At 26.5% G+C, this 19,630-nt stretch carries 22 protein-coding genes; 1 reads left to right on the top strand and 21 read right to left on the bottom strand.

Annotated features, from left to right (window positions below; all coding sequences use genetic code 11):
• Positions 1-5 precede the first annotated feature (5 nt).
• The 7 genes from KHQ81_15620 to KHQ81_15590 all read right to left on the bottom strand — a co-directional run bounded on the left by KHQ81_15620 (position 6) and on the right by KHQ81_15590 (position 4,461).
• Positions 6-212 (bottom strand): hypothetical protein, encoded by a 207-nt coding sequence (locus KHQ81_15620; GenBank protein QVK19675.1) that lies wholly within the window; start codon positions 210-212, stop codon positions 6-8.
• 5 nt (positions 213-217) lie between these two features.
• A complete protein-coding gene (locus KHQ81_15615; protein QVK19674.1) occupies positions 218-958 on the bottom strand; it encodes a hypothetical protein in 741 nt (246 codons plus the stop codon).
• Positions 959-1,098: 140 nt separating this feature from the next.
• Positions 1,099-2,106 (bottom strand): rod shape-determining protein, encoded by a 1,008-nt coding sequence (locus tag KHQ81_15610; protein QVK19673.1) that lies wholly within the window; start codon positions 2,104-2,106, stop codon positions 1,099-1,101.
• Between the two features lie 67 nt (positions 2,107-2,173).
• Entirely contained in the window at positions 2,174-2,470 is a 297-nt protein-coding gene (locus tag KHQ81_15605) for a hypothetical protein (protein QVK19672.1), read from the bottom strand.
• A gap of 282 nt (positions 2,471-2,752) precedes the next feature.
• Positions 2,753-3,073, bottom strand: a complete 321-nt coding sequence (locus KHQ81_15600) for a hypothetical protein (protein QVK19671.1) — start codon at positions 3,071-3,073, stop codon at positions 2,753-2,755.
• Positions 3,074-3,244: 171 nt separating this feature from the next.
• Positions 3,245-3,901, bottom strand: a complete 657-nt coding sequence (locus KHQ81_15595) for a hypothetical protein (protein ID QVK19670.1) — start codon at positions 3,899-3,901, stop codon at positions 3,245-3,247.
• 158 nt (positions 3,902-4,059) lie between these two features.
• Complete coding sequence (locus KHQ81_15590) at positions 4,060-4,461, bottom strand: hypothetical protein (GenBank protein QVK19669.1); 402 nt, start codon at positions 4,459-4,461, stop codon at positions 4,060-4,062.
• Positions 4,462-4,625: 164 nt separating this feature from the next.
• Between KHQ81_15590 and KHQ81_15585 the strand changes: the two genes are divergently transcribed.
• Positions 4,626-5,081, top strand: a complete 456-nt coding sequence (locus KHQ81_15585) for a hypothetical protein (protein ID QVK19668.1) — start codon at positions 4,626-4,628, stop codon at positions 5,079-5,081.
• A gap of 176 nt (positions 5,082-5,257) precedes the next feature.
• On the opposite strand, the gene KHQ81_15580 is transcribed toward KHQ81_15585, so the two are convergent.
• The 14 genes from KHQ81_15580 to KHQ81_15515 form a co-directional block, all read right to left on the bottom strand.
• Complete coding sequence (locus KHQ81_15580; GenBank protein QVK19667.1) at positions 5,258-5,554, bottom strand: hypothetical protein; 297 nt, start codon at positions 5,552-5,554, stop codon at positions 5,258-5,260.
• A gap of 257 nt (positions 5,555-5,811) precedes the next feature.
• Positions 5,812-6,186, bottom strand: coding sequence for a hypothetical protein (locus KHQ81_15575; GenBank protein QVK19780.1), 375 nt, complete (start codon positions 6,184-6,186; stop codon positions 5,812-5,814).
• Positions 6,187-6,519: 333 nt separating this feature from the next.
• Positions 6,520-6,684 carry a hypothetical protein gene (locus tag KHQ81_15570; protein QVK19779.1) on the bottom strand — a complete coding sequence of 55 codons (165 nt, stop codon included), beginning with the start codon at positions 6,682-6,684 and terminating at the stop codon, positions 6,520-6,522.
• Positions 6,685-7,045: 361 nt separating this feature from the next.
• Complete coding sequence (gene tnpB, locus KHQ81_15565) at positions 7,046-8,119, bottom strand: IS200/IS605 family element transposase accessory protein TnpB (protein ID QVK19778.1); 1,074 nt, start codon at positions 8,117-8,119, stop codon at positions 7,046-7,048.
• A gap of 4 nt (positions 8,120-8,123) precedes the next feature.
• Positions 8,124-8,522, bottom strand: coding sequence for an IS200/IS605 family transposase (tnpA, locus tag KHQ81_15560; protein ID QVK19777.1), 399 nt, complete (start codon positions 8,520-8,522; stop codon positions 8,124-8,126).
• 120 nt (positions 8,523-8,642) lie between these two features.
• Positions 8,643-9,398, bottom strand: coding sequence for a hypothetical protein (locus KHQ81_15555; protein QVK19776.1), 756 nt, complete (start codon positions 9,396-9,398; stop codon positions 8,643-8,645).
• A gap of 142 nt (positions 9,399-9,540) precedes the next feature.
• Positions 9,541-14,493 (bottom strand): hypothetical protein, encoded by a 4,953-nt coding sequence (locus tag KHQ81_15550; protein QVK19775.1) that lies wholly within the window; start codon positions 14,491-14,493, stop codon positions 9,541-9,543.
• Positions 14,494-14,559: 66 nt separating this feature from the next.
• The gene (locus KHQ81_15545) at positions 14,560-15,039 is read right to left on the bottom strand and encodes a hypothetical protein (GenBank protein ID QVK19774.1); all 480 of its coding nucleotides are present in this window, start codon (positions 15,037-15,039) and stop codon (positions 14,560-14,562) included.
• 9 nt (positions 15,040-15,048) lie between these two features.
• The gene (locus KHQ81_15540; GenBank protein QVK19773.1) at positions 15,049-15,681 is read right to left on the bottom strand and encodes a hypothetical protein; all 633 of its coding nucleotides are present in this window, start codon (positions 15,679-15,681) and stop codon (positions 15,049-15,051) included.
• A gap of 14 nt (positions 15,682-15,695) precedes the next feature.
• Positions 15,696-15,974 carry a hypothetical protein gene (locus KHQ81_15535; GenBank protein QVK19772.1) on the bottom strand — a complete coding sequence of 93 codons (279 nt, stop codon included), beginning with the start codon at positions 15,972-15,974 and terminating at the stop codon, positions 15,696-15,698.
• A 162-nt stretch (positions 15,975-16,136) separates the two neighbouring features.
• Positions 16,137-16,397 (bottom strand): hypothetical protein, encoded by a 261-nt coding sequence (locus KHQ81_15530; protein QVK19771.1) that lies wholly within the window; start codon positions 16,395-16,397, stop codon positions 16,137-16,139.
• A gap of 125 nt (positions 16,398-16,522) precedes the next feature.
• Positions 16,523-17,350, bottom strand: a complete 828-nt coding sequence (locus KHQ81_15525; protein QVK19770.1) for a type II secretion system F family protein — start codon at positions 17,348-17,350, stop codon at positions 16,523-16,525.
• A gap of 13 nt (positions 17,351-17,363) precedes the next feature.
• Positions 17,364-18,251, bottom strand: a complete 888-nt coding sequence (locus KHQ81_15520; protein QVK19769.1) for a hypothetical protein — start codon at positions 18,249-18,251, stop codon at positions 17,364-17,366.
• The gene (locus tag KHQ81_15515) at positions 18,241-19,623 is read right to left on the bottom strand and encodes a CpaF family protein (GenBank protein ID QVK19768.1); all 1,383 of its coding nucleotides are present in this window, start codon (positions 19,621-19,623) and stop codon (positions 18,241-18,243) included. Before KHQ81_15515 ends, KHQ81_15520 begins: the two co-directional genes overlap by 11 nt.
• Between the last annotated feature and the right edge of the window lie 7 nt (positions 19,624-19,630).

Genomic DNA, 19,630 nt, shown 5'->3' with positions numbered 1-19,630 from the left:
CCTATTTAATAAACAGTTTCTCTTGTGGTAACTATATCCCATGTTTCTAAATCCTCATTTTTTAGCACTTCTTCTAAATCTGGATCATCCTTAAAATAAGCAATTGTTTCACTAAAATTATCTACTTCATTTATTTTTTTATCAGCTGTAATATTAACAAATTTCTTTTTCTTTTTATTAAAAATCACAACACCTTTTGTTTGATGTTTCATTTCCGCTATCTCCTATCTATGTTGTATCGTATTTTAATAGCTTCAAGAATTATCTTTTTGTTAAAACTATCTAATAAGTCAAAGTCAGATAGAAAATCATAATCTTCAAAGTTGGAATCATTAAACAATTTAATAGCTACCTTCAACATACAACCATAGGATTTATTAATTTTATTAAGAATGTTGTTGATATTCTCTAGATTGAGTTCACCATTCGTATAAATTCTATCCGTATATTCATATAGTTCAAAATTACTTGTAAGAATATAATAAAAAGCTATATGATAAGGCTGATTAGGTTTATACTTGAATTTATCGGCACATAACATAAACCTTTCTTCGTGTTCATCACAAGAAAAATTAAGTGACCATTCATCAAGATTAATTTTGTACTGGTCGTAATTATTTTTTATAAACTCTGCAAAAAGATAATAAGGTATTTTTCCATTTTTAAATTCCATGTATTTACTTCTAATTAATGACATATCAGTTCGCAACTCTTCTAGTTGTTCTTTTGTATAGTTTTTTAATGTTTTTCCATTTAACTTTAAATATCTTTTGTTATCTCTTTTTAGTATAGGTTTTAAGATCATCTTACCATGTTTTAACTCTGAAATGTTACCTAGATTTTTATTGTTATCGTAGTCAAAATATGTTCCGCAAAACGGACAGCTTACTGGTCTACCATTAAGATATTTAATATCTTGGTACCCACAAATATAGCAATCTTTTAACTTTTGTTCCATTTTAAATCTTCTCCCTTCAAATATATCATCCCTTCCTCTGAAAGTATCTTTTTTTAATTTTAACATCAGTAGTATAAAATTGCAATAAAATGTATAAAGACACTTATATAAAGTGTCTTTATACTTCGTTCCCAATTTTCTTATTTCAAGGGCTTTGTCCTATAATCACCTTTATTTTGTAATAAAATTTTTGTTCCTTCAGCAATAGAGGTCAAAGGGTTTTTTGATAATCTAAATTTTAAATTTGTTATATTTTCAAAATAATCAATAACCCCATCAATTAAGGCTCCCCCACCATTGATTATAATACCATCCTCTAATATATCTTCAGCTAATTCCGGTGGCAATTTTCTTAATACATCTAATATCTTATTAGTAATTTTAGTGAATATTTTTAAAAGAATATTTCTTATTTCAGATTGTTTAATTATCATTTTACCTGGTAAATTTGTATTACTATTTTTGCCAGAAAACGTATATGTTCTATCTTCAGCTAATTCATTTTTAAGTGTACCAATTCCTATTTTTATTTTTTCAGCTGTTTGCTTTCCAATTTCCATACCATATTTATATTTTATATATTTAATAATCTCATTATCTATATAATTCCCAGCAATACGGATTGAGTCATGTACTACTACATCACCAAGTGAAAGAACACCAATATCAGTAGTACCTCCACCTATATCTACAATCATAATGCCTTTGGGCATAAATATATCGATACCTGATCCAATAGCACCGGCTTTGACTTCCTTTTCTATAAGTACATCTTTAATTTCTAATTTATGAGCTAAATCTTCTAAAGCTTTTCTTTCTGAACTCGTCATTTTTGATGGACAACATAACAGCAATGTTGAATGTTTAAGATTTACATTTGTGTCCTTAAATTTTTTAAAGATAGATTCTAAAATTACTTCCGTAGCATTAAGATCAGCTATTACTCCACCTTCAAGAGGTTTGGTTACTTTTATTTTTCCATGTTCTTTTCCTAACATATCATTGGCTTTGTGTCCGATGGCTATCATTTTATTTGTTTCCCTATCAAATGCAACCATTGAAGGTTCGTTAAAAATAATACCTCTTCCATTTATATAGACTAGAGTATTTTTGGTTCCTAAGTCTATTCCAATTTTATAACCGTTCATTCTTTTCACCTCATAATATTATTAAATTATAATGCATAAAAAAGCCTTATATTAAGCCTTTTTTAAATTAATAAGCTACTTCATTAGCATTTAAAAGTAACTGGTAAAGATATTCATTGACTTTTAGTTGATGTTTGTTAGCTTGTTGATTCATAAGTTCAACAACCTGTTCTGCTAGAATATACATATTTTTTCTAGTGCCATCAAATTTAGTGTTCATTTTCAATATGGGAGTATTTAAAATATCTTGAACTAATAATAAATGACTTATATAGGAATTGGGGGACATTCCATATTTATCTGATAATTTATTCAATAAAATACTAAAATTATCAGATACTTCTAAATTAATTTGTTTTAACATTAATTAACCACCCTTTTTCTAAATTATTACCATTACAATCTAATTCCATAAATAATTACAACTTCATTTTACAACTTATCGTATAAAAATGCAATTATATGTATAAAAAAAGTAAAAAAAATGTAGAATAATGTTTAAAATATAATACTTTATTAAATAATACAATACCACACCCAATATAAAAAAGCAATAAATAAAAACACACTCCATATATGATGGGTGTGTTTATTCTTCATCAGTATGAGGAAAAACTACATAGCAGTCCTAGATTCTATAATAATTTTAACAGTTAATATAGTTTAACACCTTTGAATTTTCTTTTAAGAAATGACGTAATCCTTTATTAACTTCTTCCCATTGAATGGTATTTATTTTATAAGTGAGTATATAATTTTTAATATCTCGATAAACGTTAATACTATCAAATAATCTTATAAAATGAATTATAAATATATTGGTAGGCTTTCTAGTTCCATCTAGTATTTTCTCAATGTATGATTTACTGATCCCACTAATGGTTTCTAATGTTTTTCGGTCAAAACCACTTATTTTCAGTATATCATTTAATATCTTTGAAAACTCTTTGAAATTATCACTTTGCATAGTATCCACTCCATTTATTCAATATTATATATACTATCATACCACGATTTTTTAAATAATACTACACCCAAATATATTGTATCACCAGTTGAGTGAACTACCCTTACTTATAGAAGTAGGAGTATTCTTGTTAGTTTTTTGGATAAAAGATAGACACTTTGAGTGTCTATCTCATATATAACTTATGAAAAGTGCAAAATATAATAAATAAGCAAGATAGACTGATTCTGCAAAAGGTACCTGTCTTTTTCTAAAATTAGTTTTATCTTTTGATAAAATAAACTCAATGATCATTATAATTAATTGTATTACAACAGCACCAAAATAAATTAGTATAAATGCATAGTAATTTAAATTGATTCCTAATATCATTAATAACTTCCCATCCCCAGCACCAATACTATTAGTATATCTAACTAGAAGAACAGTCATTATTAACATTAGAATTGGCGTGATCAAGTATGAATAAGAAATATAGTTTACATTATTTTTAAAAACTATGAAAGATGTAATTGCTATTGTGACAATCATTATTGTAGTTAGTATTGTATCTATTTTATCTTCTAAATTACTTTTTCCTAACTTTTTAAGGATAATTGTATAATCAAATACAGTATTTAATCCTATAGTGATGAACATAAAGATAATTAATAAAATGTGTATTATACTATATTCTCTACTCATTAATATATATAGATACCCTAATTGTACAATTAATAGTATTCCATTCCCTAAATTGGTTATTTCATTCTTTTTGAGGTCTGTATAACAGTGATACCCTAGAATTAAAATTACTATTATACTATAAAACAAAGTTAAATTATCCATTTCTATCTTCTCCATTCGTATTCTTTATACAAATTATAACAAATTTATTCAAAACATACAATCTTTTTGAGGGTTTTTGTCAGAAAATATAAAAAAGTTAGAATTTTTTTTCTAACTTTTCAATTTAACAATAGGTTACCTAGAATCCAAGAGGTATTTTATATTGATAACTCACAACTGTTATTGATAATTGATTCAACAAGTTCACCGATATCAAAAATGTTATCCTGGTCTCTTTCATACCATAAATCAGTTATTGATGAAACTTGATCGTTATTTAGTTCCGGAAATTCATATACAATTAAACCTTTTATAAATTTATGCAAACCAATTTCGTCAATCAATTTAGATACATCATTAATTGGAGTTTCTTCTTTTTTTATATTATTACAATATTTATTAATATGAAAAATTTTCGTGCAATTATCATCATCCATATATTTATTATATATGGGTTCAAATGTACTAGGTTTCATTTCACCATATTCAAGAGAGACTAATTGATTAATAAATTCTTTATATCCTAATTTAGATTTTAATTTTTCAATTATATTATTCATTCTTTCACCTTCTACATTGATAGTCCATTATTTTCTTTACCCATAAATTTATTAACTAGATGATACCACACCCAATATATTATATCAAATAAAATTATACTTTATTTTGTTTAAAATTAATATTATAATGTTAAAGGAAGAAATAAAAAGGGGAAATATAATATATGATTAAAAAATTAACTGAAATACAATTAAATAAAATGTATGATAAAGTCTCTTTATCAGAAATTGATGAAATCAGACATTCTGAAATCTATGATGTTAAGACGGAAATTATGGGTTATGAAATTAAAGATTCATTATTACGAAAAACATTGGTTGATTTTGGTATGGGGCAATATGTTTTTTTAAACACAACAATAAATGATATTGCTAATCAAATTATGTTAACTTGTCGAGATCAAATCGAAGATGGTGCTTTTGATTGGTTTGAAAATGAAGAAAATAACATTGTTGTTAAAAAATTCATCGAACGTTTGAGAATAATCGTTAAGCGTTTTTTCTTAGCTTATGACATAGATGAATGGTTAGCAAAAGAAAGAGTTAGAAAAGCTATGCAAAGCAAAGAGAAATTAAATTTCGTTAGAAAGATAAGACTCCCAGTAGATGTATCACAATAATAAAAAGAAGTCTATATTTATTAACAGGCTTCCTTTTAGTGAACTACCCCTACTTATAGAAGTAGGAGCTTCTTAGTCAAGACCACTAATGTAGTCAGTATCTCTAAGCTCAAAAGGTTGTTCCAACCTCAAAATATATGGCAATTATATTGCTAATTTAAGTAAATTAATTAATACTAGTAAATTGATTTTGTAGCTTTAACTTTACTACTACTTTTTTTAGTTTCTTTTTGCTTTTGAATTTCTAATTCGTAAACGCTTGGTAAATCACAGCCAAACTCATTACAAATTTCTTTCCATCTAGTATCCATTTTTTCTTTAGAAGAACACTCTTCCTTAAAAGGCCTACTTCCAAAAGTATTGCTTTGCAAATTATCAAATTGTGAACTTAAATAAATAATATTCTCTTTTTCATCTTTACTAAAAACTCCAATTGGTGTAAATAGACAACCACTAAATTTGAAACCTTTCATTTAACCAAAAACTCCCTTTCTAATTTATTATTGTATATCTTAATTATATCACACGAATGTATAAAAATGTAATAAAATGATAAAATATCAAAAATAATATAAAAAAGAAACTAAATTTAATAGTATTTAGTTTCTTTTTTATGAAATATAATCTAGCTAGCAAGACGTAAATTTAGACTACATACATATCTTTACATACATCGGAGAAAATTATACCAATATAGATTTAAAACGTTATAGAGAGCCTTATTTGAGGTTTAGTGATGTACAATAGATTTTAGTTTCTTTTTTCTGTTTTGAATTTTTGTTTTTGATACTGGATAAACACTTCTTACTTTTAATTCTTTTGCATTAGCCACACGAATAGCTACTAACACATCTTCATCAATGTATTTAAAAAATTCTAATCCTAAAGTACTCTCATTATAATAAACAAAATCTGCTGAAGTTATTATAGAAGAAAGGTTATTTACTGTATTATTATAACTTTCTTCATCCTTGTATTCATCTTTGTGTTTTTCAATGTATATTTTTTTATCATCATAGATCACAATATTTTTTCCACTATGTTCTTCTAAATTGAATTTTTTTGCAATTTTTTCTGTTAATACACCTAACAATTCTTTTTTCATAATACTTACCCCATAACTTTCAAAAAAAGCTTATGATGTTAATAAAATTAACACCACAAGCCATATAACAAATGAGTAATAGGTTGGTCGGTACCCCAACATCTTATCAGACATAAGTCCTACACTTGACACCTAAAGGTGCATGATAGCCACCGAAAATTTCTATCCTCTACTACTCTATTACATTTTACTAAGTACATTATATATTAAATGTTGAAATGTGTCAACTTGAAATAATTTAGTTTAATTCATATTATTTTTGATAAACAGAAGGATATTCTTGTTCAGAAATACCTTCACCTTTATACATTTCAAAGGCTTTTCTACCTGGAATTATAAATCGTTTTTCTTAATTTCTTCTTGTGTTATAACTTCATCTGGAAAATCTTGGAAAGCTTGAAAACCTGGTTTAACCATTCCTTTTTCTTCAGCTAGTAAAACTAATTCACGTACTCTTTTTCTTTGTTCATTTGTATAATCAATTTTTTTTCTGTCCATAGTTTCAACTCCTTTTGAATATAAAAACTATGTTTTTAACTATATTTTACAACAACATAAACATAATTACAATATTAGTATGAGAAAAATAACTTGAGTATATTCTATATATACTATGAAATAATCTGATATTGTATAGCCTATATTATAATATTTTTATCAAAAAATATATATATAAAATCAAGTTACAAGAATACTTTATCTACAAAAAAAAGAGGAATATTTCCTCTTTTAATTCTGTGGATTCCAATATTGAGTGAACTACCCCTACTTATAGAAGTAGGAGCTTCTTAGTCAAGACTACTAATGTAGCCAGTATCTCTAAGCTCAAAAGGTTGCTCCAACCTCAAAACATATGCAATTATATTGCTAATTTTAGTAAATTAATACTAGCGTTTATATCACGATCATGCTGTGTATGGCATTTAGGACATATCCATGAACGTATATTTAATTTCTTAACTTCTTTATTTTGATATCCACAACAAGAGCAAATTTGGCTACTAGCATAATACTTAGGTGCTATGATTAATTCTCTTCCATACCATGTAGCTTTGTATTCTAATAGTATTCTAAATTTGTACCATGATACTTCGCTAATTGCTTTAGCTAATCGGTGATTATGCAACATATTTTTTACTTTAAGATCCTCAATTACAATCGTTTGGTTTTCACGAATGATTTGAGTACTTAATTTATGTAAAAAATCATTTCTTTGATTATTTATCTTCTCATGGAGCTTTGCTACTTTAATTCTTGTTTTATTCCAGTTATTAGAGCCTTTCTTTTTTCTTGATAATTCCCTTTGTGTTTTAATTAATTTTCGTTCTGTTTTTCTAAGGTATTTGGGATTATCTATCTTAATTCCATTGGATGTTATTAAGAATTCTTTAAGCCCTAGATCAAGTCCTACCTTATTATTACTTTTAGGTAATTGCTTATTTTCTGTATCAACTAATACTGATACAAAATATTTACCACTAGGTACTTGAGAAACGGTACATGATTTTATAATTCCTAAAAATAAGCGATGTTGTTTTACTTTAATTAATGATTTTAATTTAGGAATTTTAAGGTATCCATCTTTAATTGAAACTGTTCCGTTTTGATTATTTGTTGTGAATGAGTGATAATGTGTTTTTTTGCTTTTGAATTTAGGAAAACCTATTTTAGGTTCACGAAAGAAGTTTTTATAAGCTTTTTCTAAATGAAGTTGTTCATTAGCCAAAGCTAAACTATCGACTTCTTTTAACCAGGTAAATTCATTTTTGTATTGAGCTGGTGTAGTTTTTAATGTTTTCTTATATTGTATATAATATTCGATTTTATCTGATAACATTTTATTATAAATAAACCTGGTACACCCAAAAACTTTACTTAAATATTCAATTTGTTCTTTATTTGGATATATTCGGTATTTATAAGCTTTTAACATAATATCACTCCTTCCTTTGATTTTGAATGTAGCTTTTAACAATATCAGTAGTAACCCCACCGGTAGACAATAAACAAAAGGTTTTGCTCCAAAAAGATTCTTTCCATAATCTTTTCTTAATCGAAGGGAATTCTTTCTTGATTAATCTACTACTAGCACTTTTGTAAGCATTTATAAACTTTGATAGTTGAGAATTAGGATTTGCTCTAAACAAAACATGTACATGATCATATTCATGATTCCATTCGACTAATACAATATTATAATTCACACTAATATAATTGAATATTTCTTTTAATCTTCTTGAAATTTCCATATCAATTACATCTCTACGATATTTAATTACTAAAATCAAATGATAATTCAATGAGAATACTGAATGATTATTATTATATATTTTCATAAATATAACACCTTTAACTTACTTAATACTGATTTAATTATACTATATTTTTAAACATAAGTATATAAAAAAAAGCAATTCATCCCCCACTTATAGAAGAAGGGGAATTCTTGCTAGTAGTTACTTGTTAAAATTATCTTTGTATTGCATTCTCCAATCTATATCACTAAAATAATCTTCGTATTTAAAGTTAAATGGATTATTTCCACTCGCCCATTCGCTATCTAAATCATCTTTATATTTTAATCTAATTTCTACCTTTTCTTGAACCATTTGCTTTAAATAAAAACTAAGGATTCTATTATGGCCAACCATTGCGTAAGAATATTCTTCACTATTTCCACCATCTAAACTGAATTTACCCATCATGACTGGATAATTAGCTAGTTTCAGTGTGTGTAAATCAATTGCTCCATCAGTATAGTCTCTACTAATTCCATTTTCTTCATCCCAAAGTAAATCGTAGTTTCGTTCATCCCCTAAATCGATAAAATAAATCTCTGGTAAGAAATCATTTTCAGTATTTAAGCCTTCCATGTCATTTGGATAATAATAATCAATGATATATTGTTCAGCTGTATATCCTACTTGTTTATGATAATTGTGATGGGTAAACATGATATAAAAGTTTTTATCTTGTAAGGTTGTATTTTCAATGTCTAAAAATTCTTCCCATGTTAACACATGTCCTTTTGCTTTAGGATGTTGAATAAACTCTTCAATATCATCAAATAGATGATACTTAACTTCATTATCAGTTTGAATTACATTTTGATTAGGTTCAGTATCTGCATTAGTTAATTTATTATTCCATATAACAAGACCAATTGAACCAGCTAATAATGTTAAAAGGATGATTAATATTATTTTTTTCATTTATTCACCTCGATAATTATTTAATTTATAATATAATTATACCAAATTTAACCATGAAAATCAATAAAATCATACGAATATCATACGGTATTTTTAATGGGAATAACATTAGAGTGGTTTTAAAACCACTCTAATGTTTGTTTTAATTGCCATTAATATAATCATTTATTATTTGTGGGGTTAATTTATTGATATCACCGTTTGTTTTTTCATCAGCTATTGCTTGTAAGAAATCTCTAACTAATTGACCTTCATAAGTATTAGGGTTAGCAAGTTGTTCTTCTACATAATCAGGATCAACTAATCGAGTACCTATAGAACTAAATAATAGTTTGTAATAATCAACCATTTCTACTGAATTGATGTTTCCACCGCTCATATCAATTTCAATTGGTACATTCAATTTACCACCATATATTTCTTGATAAACATTTTTATATCCAGATAAACCTTCTTCATCTAAATATAGAATTGGAGTAAAAATATTACCATTAATAAATGTATCTTGATAAATATCGTTAATTATTGGTGAATTGGAAATATCGGCATTTGTATAATCGTATAGAAAATGGCTCTTCATTGTTTTAGTGTTTTTAATATTGTTTACCATACTTATAAGATTATAATAATCAATAGCATAGATGTAATCGTCAGCATTAGCATAATAAGTATTTTCTTGATCGCTATTAATTACATAATATTTTAGATTACTATTAATTCCAGTATAAGAACCATAACCAGCTGTTCTTTCTAAAGCTTCCCCTACATCCAATATATCAATAATTCCTGGAGCTTTAGCTGTTATTCCACCACCAAAAGTTAAAAATTCTATAATTCCATCATACCATTCTGTAGGTTCTGGTGTTGGAGAATAAATTCCAGTTTTATTTACATATGATGTATAATCTTCAATAGATGTAGCTTGTAGTAATTCTAGTAAATATACTTTTTCCTTTGATTCTATGATTTCTTGATTTAATTTCATAACTTGATATTGATTCATTAAACCTGGTTTTGTCACTTTCTTTTGAATTTCAGCTACATTTCCAGGAAGTTGATAGTTCATATAATCCACTCTTGGTCTTGCCATAACATTGTCAGTAGGAATCGTTAAGTTTTTTGTTTTTTGTATTTCGTATGCTTCATCTTCTGTATACCAACCAGCGTATGCTTTATCACTATATTGTTTTTGGTCATATTTTGTAATGTAACTTAATGATTCGTGTTTTGTTGTGTAATCGAAATAATAATCATCATCTGTTTCAAGATAGAGTTGTCCATCTTCATATGGTGTTGGACTAGCTTCTGTAATTCCATGTTTTACAAATTTTTTAATTGCATTTATGTCTACTCTTGATAAGCCACCAGAGATATAATAATCACCATCATCGCAATCATCTTGTTTATAATGATAATAAGTGTTTCCATCCCAAAATCCATCACCATATCTACTTACATAAAGAGAACCGGTTATATCAGAATTTCTATAGATGGTTTTACCTTTTAAATCTTTGTCATGCATATTATGGAGTCCTAAACCATCACCTTTATCAATTCTACCTTCGTCAATATAGAAAGTTACTGTTTTGACATAATCATCCTCTTCAAAATCTAAGAAACCTTTGTTTCTTTTATAGATTTTCATTTGAATTTTATCATACAGTTTATATTTGTCATACTCATAACTATAACTTGAATGATAATTATTTACGTCTGGATTTATGCTAGAATTACTTGAATATGCATTTGGATTTTGGTTATATTCAGATAATGTTATAAACTTCTCTCCATCAGCATATTTTTCTTTTCCACTACCAATTTTAGTATATACATATTTAGAACCATGTGAAACACCATCAAAGTATATTAAATCTTCATAAGTGTTTCCATCTAATCTCTCATAATCTCTTTTTGTAGTAAAACCTCTAGCAACCCACTCATGAACCCATTTAAATTGTGGGGTTATTTTTAAGGTATATTGAGTTACATATTTTTTCCCATTAGATGTTAGGGTATAGTGTCTATAATTATCACCATTATAAGTAAGAGCATAGGTAGAAGTATAATCAAAATAGTAATCCGAATCAGTAGTGTTATAAAGATCACCATCACTATAAGTTTGTGAACTTCTTTCTGTTGTTCCGGTACTTACTTGTTTTTTAGTTACATTATACTGTTTAGAAGAAAAACTATTATATATATAATAATCACCATCACCACAATCATCTTGTTTATAATGATAATAAGTGCTTCCATCCCAAAAACCATCAGCAGTACTACTTACATTAAGTGAATCAGTTAATTTATAATCACGATAAATTGTTTGTCCTTTTAAGCCTGTGTCATAAGTAGGAGCATTATCAACGTAAAAATAAACTGTTTTAACATAAACATCTTCCTCAAAATCTAGGAAACCTTTATTTCTCTTATAAATTTTCATTCCTACTTTGTCATAGTATTTATACTTAGTGTAATCGTAACTGTATATATTATCTCTATAGTTTGTAGTTGTTGGCGAACCATTATTTTCATATTTTATTCCACTTATACTGCTATATTTATATCTTTTATCACTAAGTCCATCAGAATTTGTATCGATGTAATGATAGGTATTTAAACTCATATATTTATCCACATCATAAGTCTTTTCAGATGTAGTTACTGGATTAACATAAGTTGTAATTAATTTTTGTCGGTCATAATATCTTTGCACATTTGCTACACGTTTATTTCCAGTACTTACCCACCTATAACCACTCGAAGCACTAGGTTTGTATTTAGTATATTTAGGAGCTTCATACCCAGAGTGGCTACTAGACATATCTTGCCATTCTTGATATGTGAATTGAGAAATATATTTATAAGCAGAATTATAATATCTTCCAGCAGAATCATAGTATCCTGTACTTGAAATAGAATAGTCAGTCCAATTTTCAGATCCATTGGAACCACTATCGCTTTGACTAGAACTATACCAATCATATGATGTACTATGAATATAATAATTGCCATTTGTTACTGAAGTAACTCGATAATAATATACATTATCTTTATTTTTAACACTTTCTTTATCATTGTAATAATATTTAGTTAGACTTCCACCATTTAAATCTTTAGTACCTGTTTTTCCATTATAATAACCAAAGTTATTATCATCACCAATATAAGAAGTAGATGAATAATCATAATAAACACAAAAATTAGAAACAAATTCATCTTTATAATTAAAATCTAAGCCATATGTGGTATCATTTCTGTATTTATCAAAACATACTTTGTGGTAGTTTTCTTTTACTTGTTTTTTATAATGATAGTACGTTTTTGTTGGGGAATAGACATATGCACCTTTACTAGTATAATTTGTAAACCCACTATGTGAATATCCAAATACATCGCTGTCTTGCCAAACATTAGTATTGTACCATTGTTTTTTGTATTGAGCTTCATTCCAACTATAAGTACTATTTTGACTAACTGAAGTACCATAATTATATACAACTTTATCTGGATAAGATGAATTATTAGCTTCTACATAGCGACTAGTAGTTCCAATGTATTGTTTTCCTACATTATAATATCGACTATATCCATCATCTTGCCAATTTCGTTGAGCAGTTTCTGTGACTACAGTTAAATCTTTGTATTCAGCTTGTAATTGACTTGTAACATCATAACTATTATAGTCAAATTTATTAACTAGGTCTATCTCATAATATGTTTTTTTATAGTCAACATAATTTTTATAATATTCAACAGGAATAGTATAACCATTGGTACCATTAAAAAGGTATTCTACCCCATTATTTTTACTTACAGTAACGTTAGAAGAACCTTGATTTACAATTGTATCATAAACATAGCTATCAGCTACAACATAATAGTTATATTTAGTGAAATTTGAAAGCCAAGTATGCGGTAAAGAATTGTAACTGATAGAACTTGATACATTTATTCCATTAGCTTTTGCATATTCAATGTAATTTTTCACTGCATAATCTTGCCAACTATATACATCATCTTGTTGTAAATCAAGAACTAATTGAATAGATTCATCATCATTTTCATCATAATAAGTTTTATGCAAATTAGCTTTTAAACTAGTGAATACACGATCAAATATTTTAGCATATTCAGTAGCTAAAGAAGATGAACCTTTTCTAAAACTAGAAGTTCCAAAGTAATATTTTGATTTATTAAAATTCATCTTATTAATATTGAAATCGAATGCAGTTTTGTACTTATTGAATATACTCTCGCCATCAAATTTAGATGTACTTTTTAGACTTAATCTTACATTAGTAGATAAATCATATTCTTTTACTTCTCCATTTAAGGCTATTCTTACTATAAACATACCAGAAGAATTATTAGTTCGATTTAAATCCAGGACACCATAAAATGATACTTCATGTACTTCTTGTGATTCTTGATATTCATCGTTCATAACAGGAATATCCCAGGTTAATCTTCCATCTTCAAAATACACTTTTTTAGTAGAAGAATCTAATCTACCGATGAGTTTCTCTTGTGAAATATTGGAACCCTTTAACACCGATGTAACAGTTAATTCATATTGACTTTTAACATCGTTATATTCTATATCAAAAACATTTGCAACATTAGTTTTAGATGGAATGATATAGTTAAATCGAATAACCGGTGCTTTATCTACATCCATATCATACATTTCAACTGTAACAAGTACTTTTGCTTCTTCTCCTTCATAAGCAGATGATATTTCATACAAATACAGTATAGAATCATTATTAGTTCTTTCAGTTTTTACTGGCTGTAATCTATTCACATTAATATATTCATTAGTTTCTGGATCATATTCTACATCTCCATAATATAATACATAAGTTTTATCCGTGATAGATGGATTTGTATTCTCATAGATAATTTTAATATTTGTACCAAGAATTTCTTTAATTTCTGTATCCAAGTTTTTATAACTATCAACAGGAATAACCCATGATTGATTCCATCTATTAGTACTTGCATGAACATCATCAGTGGTTAAAACAACCAAAAATATAAATAAAAATGCAATTATACTTAAAGTTGTTTTAAAAAATATTTGTTGTCTATTCAATTTTAAACACCCCTTTCTTTAATACTTTAATCATCAGCTGTAACACCCTCCTTTTTTTTATATTTTTTACATTTGACATTCACTTGAAGATTCTGAATATATAACAAATTCCCCATCCATTCCATCGGAGAAAAATTTAACGAAATAAATCTTTATTTTAGCATAACCTAAAGATGAAACTACACCAACATCTGATTCTTTCATATATATATTATTTCCAAGATTAGTTACTTTGTTTTTATTAAAAATTATTTCGTAATAAGAAACATTATTTAATGATTTTATATTTTTTTCAAATAAGGCTTCTCCTTTTGAATAACTACTCTCACCTATTGTACATAACATACTCCCATCATTAGTAGTTTTTATTTCACTAGCTACTGCTGTAGCTAGTGTTGATGAATCTGTAACTTGAATTAATTTTTGAGTATTTAGATTGATGTTTATTAAATCCATACTAATTCCATAAACAAATAAAAATAATGGAATTAATAAAATCATAATTAATAATACAGAACCATTTTCATTTTTTAATATTTTTCGCATAGGGCACCTCTATTTACAATACGTAGCTGGTTCGAAAGTATTATCCTCAATATCACTTTTTGCATTTTGTAATAATTGATAATAAGCAGAAATTGGATCAGTTGTATTAAGAATATCACTTATGGTTTTTGCTTCTGTTTCATATTTTTCACATTGTTTATGAATAGGGTGTTCATATTCAATGTATAAAGTTATTCTTTCAGCAGTATCTTGAGGGATAATTAAATCCATCCCAACAGTATAATTTCGTTTACTAGCAGTAATGGTTAATTCTTCTTCACGATCCCAAATTAAATTACATTCTAATATCATAATCGGATGTCCATTCTTAATGTCTGTATTTATTTGAGTTTGAGTACTTGAGTTATGTGTTTGAGCCATGTTGTTATTTCCATAGTTGATATATTTATAATAAATGTTATAGTTTGGAAATTTAGTAACTAAATTATCTTTAGCTAATTCACAGCTTTCATAAATCGTACTAAATCTACCTGCTTGATAAGTATCTTTTATAATTGCACTAGCGTTCATATTATACTTCACACTATTAAGAGCCAACATGATTAATACCATGATAATAGGTAATATAACCATAAACTCAAGAGATAAACTACCAGTACAATTTTTAATATATTGTTTCATGTAATTCCCCCTTATTATTTTTGTTTACAGCTTGGGTTTCCACTTGTATTATAATCTCCATCCCATTTATACTGAATTTCAGTTTTTGTTGAATCATCAAAATAATTATTTGTATATTCACAATATTTATCATTTGCCACTCGTTCATCATAAGTTTGTTTAGCTAAAAACATATTATGAACCGTTTCTTTCATTCCAATGAATACCGTTAAATAGATACTACCAATAATAACTGTTATGGCCACATACTCAAATATTACTCCACCACGAATGTTTTTTAATATTTTTAGCACGATACCACACCCACCTTTACATTTTGTTTATACAAAATAATACAAATTTATTATTTATATAATATAAATTATAACAAAATTTACCAAAAATAGCAATATTATTTTAATTTGTGAAATAGAAAAAAGGTACTCTTATCTAGAGTACCTTTGATTGAAGTGTTATTATGAAGCTGAACATTCAGTTTCTTGCCACTTGCCATCATCGTTAGCGTCTGTCCAGGTAGAAGTATCATTTTCTTTTGCAGATTGACATAATGCGTCATAAGTTTTTTGTTGAACTTGTTCTTGACTGGCTTGTAAACTATTTTTTAACATAATTCCAAATCCACCGATAACACCAAGAACTACAATACCAACTAATACAACAGTTCCTATGTATTCAAGCGATGGAGATCCTTTTTTAGATTTCAATATTTTTTTCATAAATCCTCCTTATCCAAATTTTACTAATTAAAATTATATATATATTATAAAACATAAATGTGTATAATTCAATGTTTTTATACAATTTTTAGCATTTTTATTCTTTTTATTCAAAAAATATGTGATTACCAGTTCATATTATCCATAAAATCTATAATTGTAGGAGTTAGTATTAATAAAACATTAGGTAAAAAGGCGAACAAGGCAGTAACTAATACCATTGTATTTTCTAGTTTTCCTATTTTTTCCTTGATCCTACTATTTTTTAATCTATGAATATATTCGGTCTGGGAATGAAGAGAATCTAGCATTGATACACCAATGCTAACACTACTATTTAAATTACGATAAAAATAATCTAATTCTTTTACTTTAATCCTATAGGTTAATAATTTTAAAGCATGTAGAAAATCACCAAAAGCTTTTGTATCAGTTTGGACTTGCTTAAATTCTTCGATAATTATAGGGTTATCTGTTAGGGTTAAAGCACCCTCTATAGCAAGTTCAATGTTTTCTCCACCTTCTAAGTACCCCATGATATATTCAATCATTGAGGGAAAACCTATTGTAAATAATTCTCTTCTTTTTTCAAAATCTAGATAATTTTCAAGTAAACTCAAACTATAGATAAGAGTTCCTAAAAATATACCTATATACCAAAAACCAAGAACAGAAGCAAAAATAAGAATTAATATAGCGTTTATTATAAATATATAACTTCTTTTACTATGATAGTCATGTTTTTTAAAGTAGTTAATAAAAGTACAAATTTTAGAATTATTTTTTAGAAAATCGATTATAGGATTATTCTTTTTAGTATTATGTGATACAGAATCCAATATTTTAATTTTTCTTTGTTGAACTCTTTCTTTTTGAATCACATCAATAATTTTAAATAGAATTATTACAATTACGAGTATAAATAATATAATAGGTAATAAAAAATTATTCAAATGTCATCCCCCCTTATTCGGATACTTTTTTTATAGAATTAAGTAATATATAGTTAACTACTAATACACCAAGAATTAATAATATAAATACACTTGCAAAAATTAATTTCCCTAAAGGAAGTTTTAACATACTGGAATAATAGTCATGATTAAAAATTTTTAGGACAAATAACATAAATAAAGGAATTACTAATAAAATTAAAAATTGATTTTGTTGTCCACTGATATTTTGGTTAATTAAATAGAGGTTTTCAAGTCTATTATTTAACCTTTTTTGTATGTTGACTAATGATTGAATCAATTCATTATTCCCTTTATTGTAGCCGATATGTAACATATTCATTGTAAGTTTATATTCCGGTATATTAATATAATTTTTAATTTTTGATAATGCATAATTCATAGACTGACCAGCTTGTATCATTTGATAAAATTGTTTGAATCCATTTCTAAAATAGATATTTAACTCACGATCATCCATCAATTCCTCAAAGATAATAGATATAGATTTATTAACTTTAAGACCATTCATAATTTCATCTATGATAATAGATATTTGTCGGTAAAATTCATTATATCGTTTGCGAATAATTGCCTTGATGATGTAGTAAGGAAAACACATCGTAAATAAGCCAACTACAATACCAGCAAATAATGAATTTAAATATATACCAAAAATAATGGTACACAATGTAAAAACAAAAGCAAATATTAAATATATTTGATGATATTGTAACTTTATAATGTTTAAATATGTAGCTTCTTTAAATGAAATATTATAAATTTTTTTTATTCTAAATTCTTCAGAAGGTTTAATCTTTACTTTTTTTGTATATTTTAATTTATTTGAAGATGTATCAAAAGATAAAATCCTTTTCTTTAACAAGTCTTTATTTTTCATCTTCTTCACCCTCGTTTAAGTCGAATCTAAAGAAAGAGTTCTTAATTTTTTTTACTTTCACACCATTATTTAACATTTTCTCAACTAAAATCTTTGGTAAGGGATTGATTTGTATAAATTTGCTTTTATCAAAATCCCATTTAATAATATCAATAAGTTTTGTCGTATTATTTTTATAATCAAATATACTAGCAGTTATATGAGTCAATTTTTTTACACCAGTATTCAAGTTTTTTAGTTGTATTATTAAATTAACCCTTTGTCCAAAAAATCTTTGATATTCTTCAGCAGTTGATTGACGATCACCTTTAGAAGCTAATTGTGAAGTTCTTGTCCAACAAGTATGTGGATCATCAGCATGGACAGAGGACATTACCCCATCATGTCCAGTAGCCATAGCATTCATAAGTGTAGAAGCTTCATTTCCTCTTATTTCGCCAACAACTAATCGGTCTGGAGTTCTTCTTAATACATGTTTTAATATATAGTCTAATGAGACTTCACCCTTGCCTTCAATGTTTGCTTTTCTCTGTTCAAATTGTAGTTTTAAAGGTTGTTTTATTTGTAGTTCAGCATTATCTTCTAATGTAATGATTAGTTCTTTTTCATCTACTAAATTTAATAAAATATTTAAAAAAGTTGTTTTACCACTTGCTGTTCCACCACTAATCATTGTGTTTAATTTTCCTTTAACAATCAAGTGCAAAAATTCAGCTATATTTTCATCTATTGTCTGATATTTAATTAATTTGTCAATTGTGATTTCTTCTTTTGGAAACTTACGAATATTAAATGATAACCCATTTAAACTTATATCAACTAATGATATAGCTAACCTACTACCATCACTTAGTCTGGCATCTTCGATAGGATTTAATTTATCTACTCTCCTACCTATTGGACTTAAAATATTGTCTACAAATATTTTGGCTTCATATTCGGATTGAAATTTAATGTCAGTATCAAGCCATCCACTTTCAAACATTTTTTTAATAATAATATGATTATATTTAATTACAGCTATTTCTTGTATTGATTCATCATTAATCAGTGGTTCTAAAACACCCCACCCAACTAATGAATTGGTGATTTCCTGGATTAATTTCTTTTTTATATGGTATCCCTCAAATTTATATTCATTTAAAGTAATAAATTTATCTATTTCTAATTGTATTTCTTTCTTTAAGTGTTCATCTTTATGGAGTAGTCTATTACCAAAATGTCTAGAAATGTTTTCACGAATCAAAACATTCAAATTTGATAATCTCTCTGGGTAGGCAGTATGAATGAATTTTTCATTATTTTTTACTAGCTGTGGGATAAATTTTAATCCATTATTTTGAAACATTTTTTTAATTAAGTAACTTCCCATTATTTAC

Source organism: Mycoplasmatota bacterium (assembly GCA_018394295.1).
GTDB lineage: Bacteria > Bacillota_I > Bacilli_A > Haloplasmatales > Haloplasmataceae > JAENYC01.
Note: the sequence above shows the minus strand (reverse complement) of the source record. Positions and strands in the feature narration are given on the sequence as shown.

Excerpts from the sequence above, each read along its gene's own strand:
- KHQ81_15620 (QVK19675.1), bottom strand. The coding sequence starts at position 212 with ATGAAACATCAAACAAAAGGTGTTGTGATTTTTAATAAAAAGAAAAAG.
- KHQ81_15615 (QVK19674.1), bottom strand. The coding sequence starts at position 958 with ATGGAACAAAAGTTAAAAGATTGCTATATTTGTGGGTACCAAGATATT.
- KHQ81_15610 (QVK19673.1), bottom strand. The coding sequence starts at position 2,106 with ATGAACGGTTATAAAATTGGAATAGACTTAGGAACCAAAAATACTCTA.
- KHQ81_15605 (QVK19672.1), bottom strand. The coding sequence starts at position 2,470 with ATGTTAAAACAAATTAATTTAGAAGTATCTGATAATTTTAGTATTTTA.
- KHQ81_15600 (QVK19671.1), bottom strand. The coding sequence starts at position 3,073 with ATGCAAAGTGATAATTTCAAAGAGTTTTCAAAGATATTAAATGATATA.
- KHQ81_15595 (QVK19670.1), bottom strand. The coding sequence starts at position 3,901 with ATGGATAATTTAACTTTGTTTTATAGTATAATAGTAATTTTAATTCTA.
- KHQ81_15590 (QVK19669.1), bottom strand. The coding sequence starts at position 4,461 with ATGAATAATATAATTGAAAAATTAAAATCTAAATTAGGATATAAAGAA.
- KHQ81_15585 (QVK19668.1), top strand. The coding sequence starts at position 4,626 with ATGATTAAAAAATTAACTGAAATACAATTAAATAAAATGTATGATAAA.
- KHQ81_15580 (QVK19667.1), bottom strand. The coding sequence starts at position 5,554 with ATGAAAGGTTTCAAATTTAGTGGTTGTCTATTTACACCAATTGGAGTT.
- KHQ81_15575 (QVK19780.1), bottom strand. The coding sequence starts at position 6,186 with ATGAAAAAAGAATTGTTAGGTGTATTAACAGAAAAAATTGCAAAAAAA.
- KHQ81_15570 (QVK19779.1), bottom strand. The coding sequence starts at position 6,684 with ATGGACAGAAAAAAAATTGATTATACAAATGAACAAAGAAAAAGAGTA.
- tnpB (QVK19778.1), bottom strand. The coding sequence starts at position 8,119 with ATGTTAAAAGCTTATAAATACCGAATATATCCAAATAAAGAACAAATT.
- tnpA (QVK19777.1), bottom strand. The coding sequence starts at position 8,522 with ATGAAAATATATAATAATAATCATTCAGTATTCTCATTGAATTATCAT.
- KHQ81_15555 (QVK19776.1), bottom strand. The coding sequence starts at position 9,398 with ATGAAAAAAATAATATTAATCATCCTTTTAACATTATTAGCTGGTTCA.
- KHQ81_15545 (QVK19774.1), bottom strand. The coding sequence starts at position 15,039 with ATGCGAAAAATATTAAAAAATGAAAATGGTTCTGTATTATTAATTATG.
- KHQ81_15540 (QVK19773.1), bottom strand. The coding sequence starts at position 15,681 with ATGAAACAATATATTAAAAATTGTACTGGTAGTTTATCTCTTGAGTTT.
- KHQ81_15530 (QVK19771.1), bottom strand. The coding sequence starts at position 16,397 with ATGAAAAAAATATTGAAATCTAAAAAAGGATCTCCATCGCTTGAATAC.
- KHQ81_15520 (QVK19769.1), bottom strand. The coding sequence starts at position 18,251 with ATGAAAAATAAAGACTTGTTAAAGAAAAGGATTTTATCTTTTGATACA.
- KHQ81_15515 (QVK19768.1), bottom strand. The coding sequence starts at position 19,623 with ATGGGAAGTTACTTAATTAAAAAAATGTTTCAAAATAATGGATTAAAA.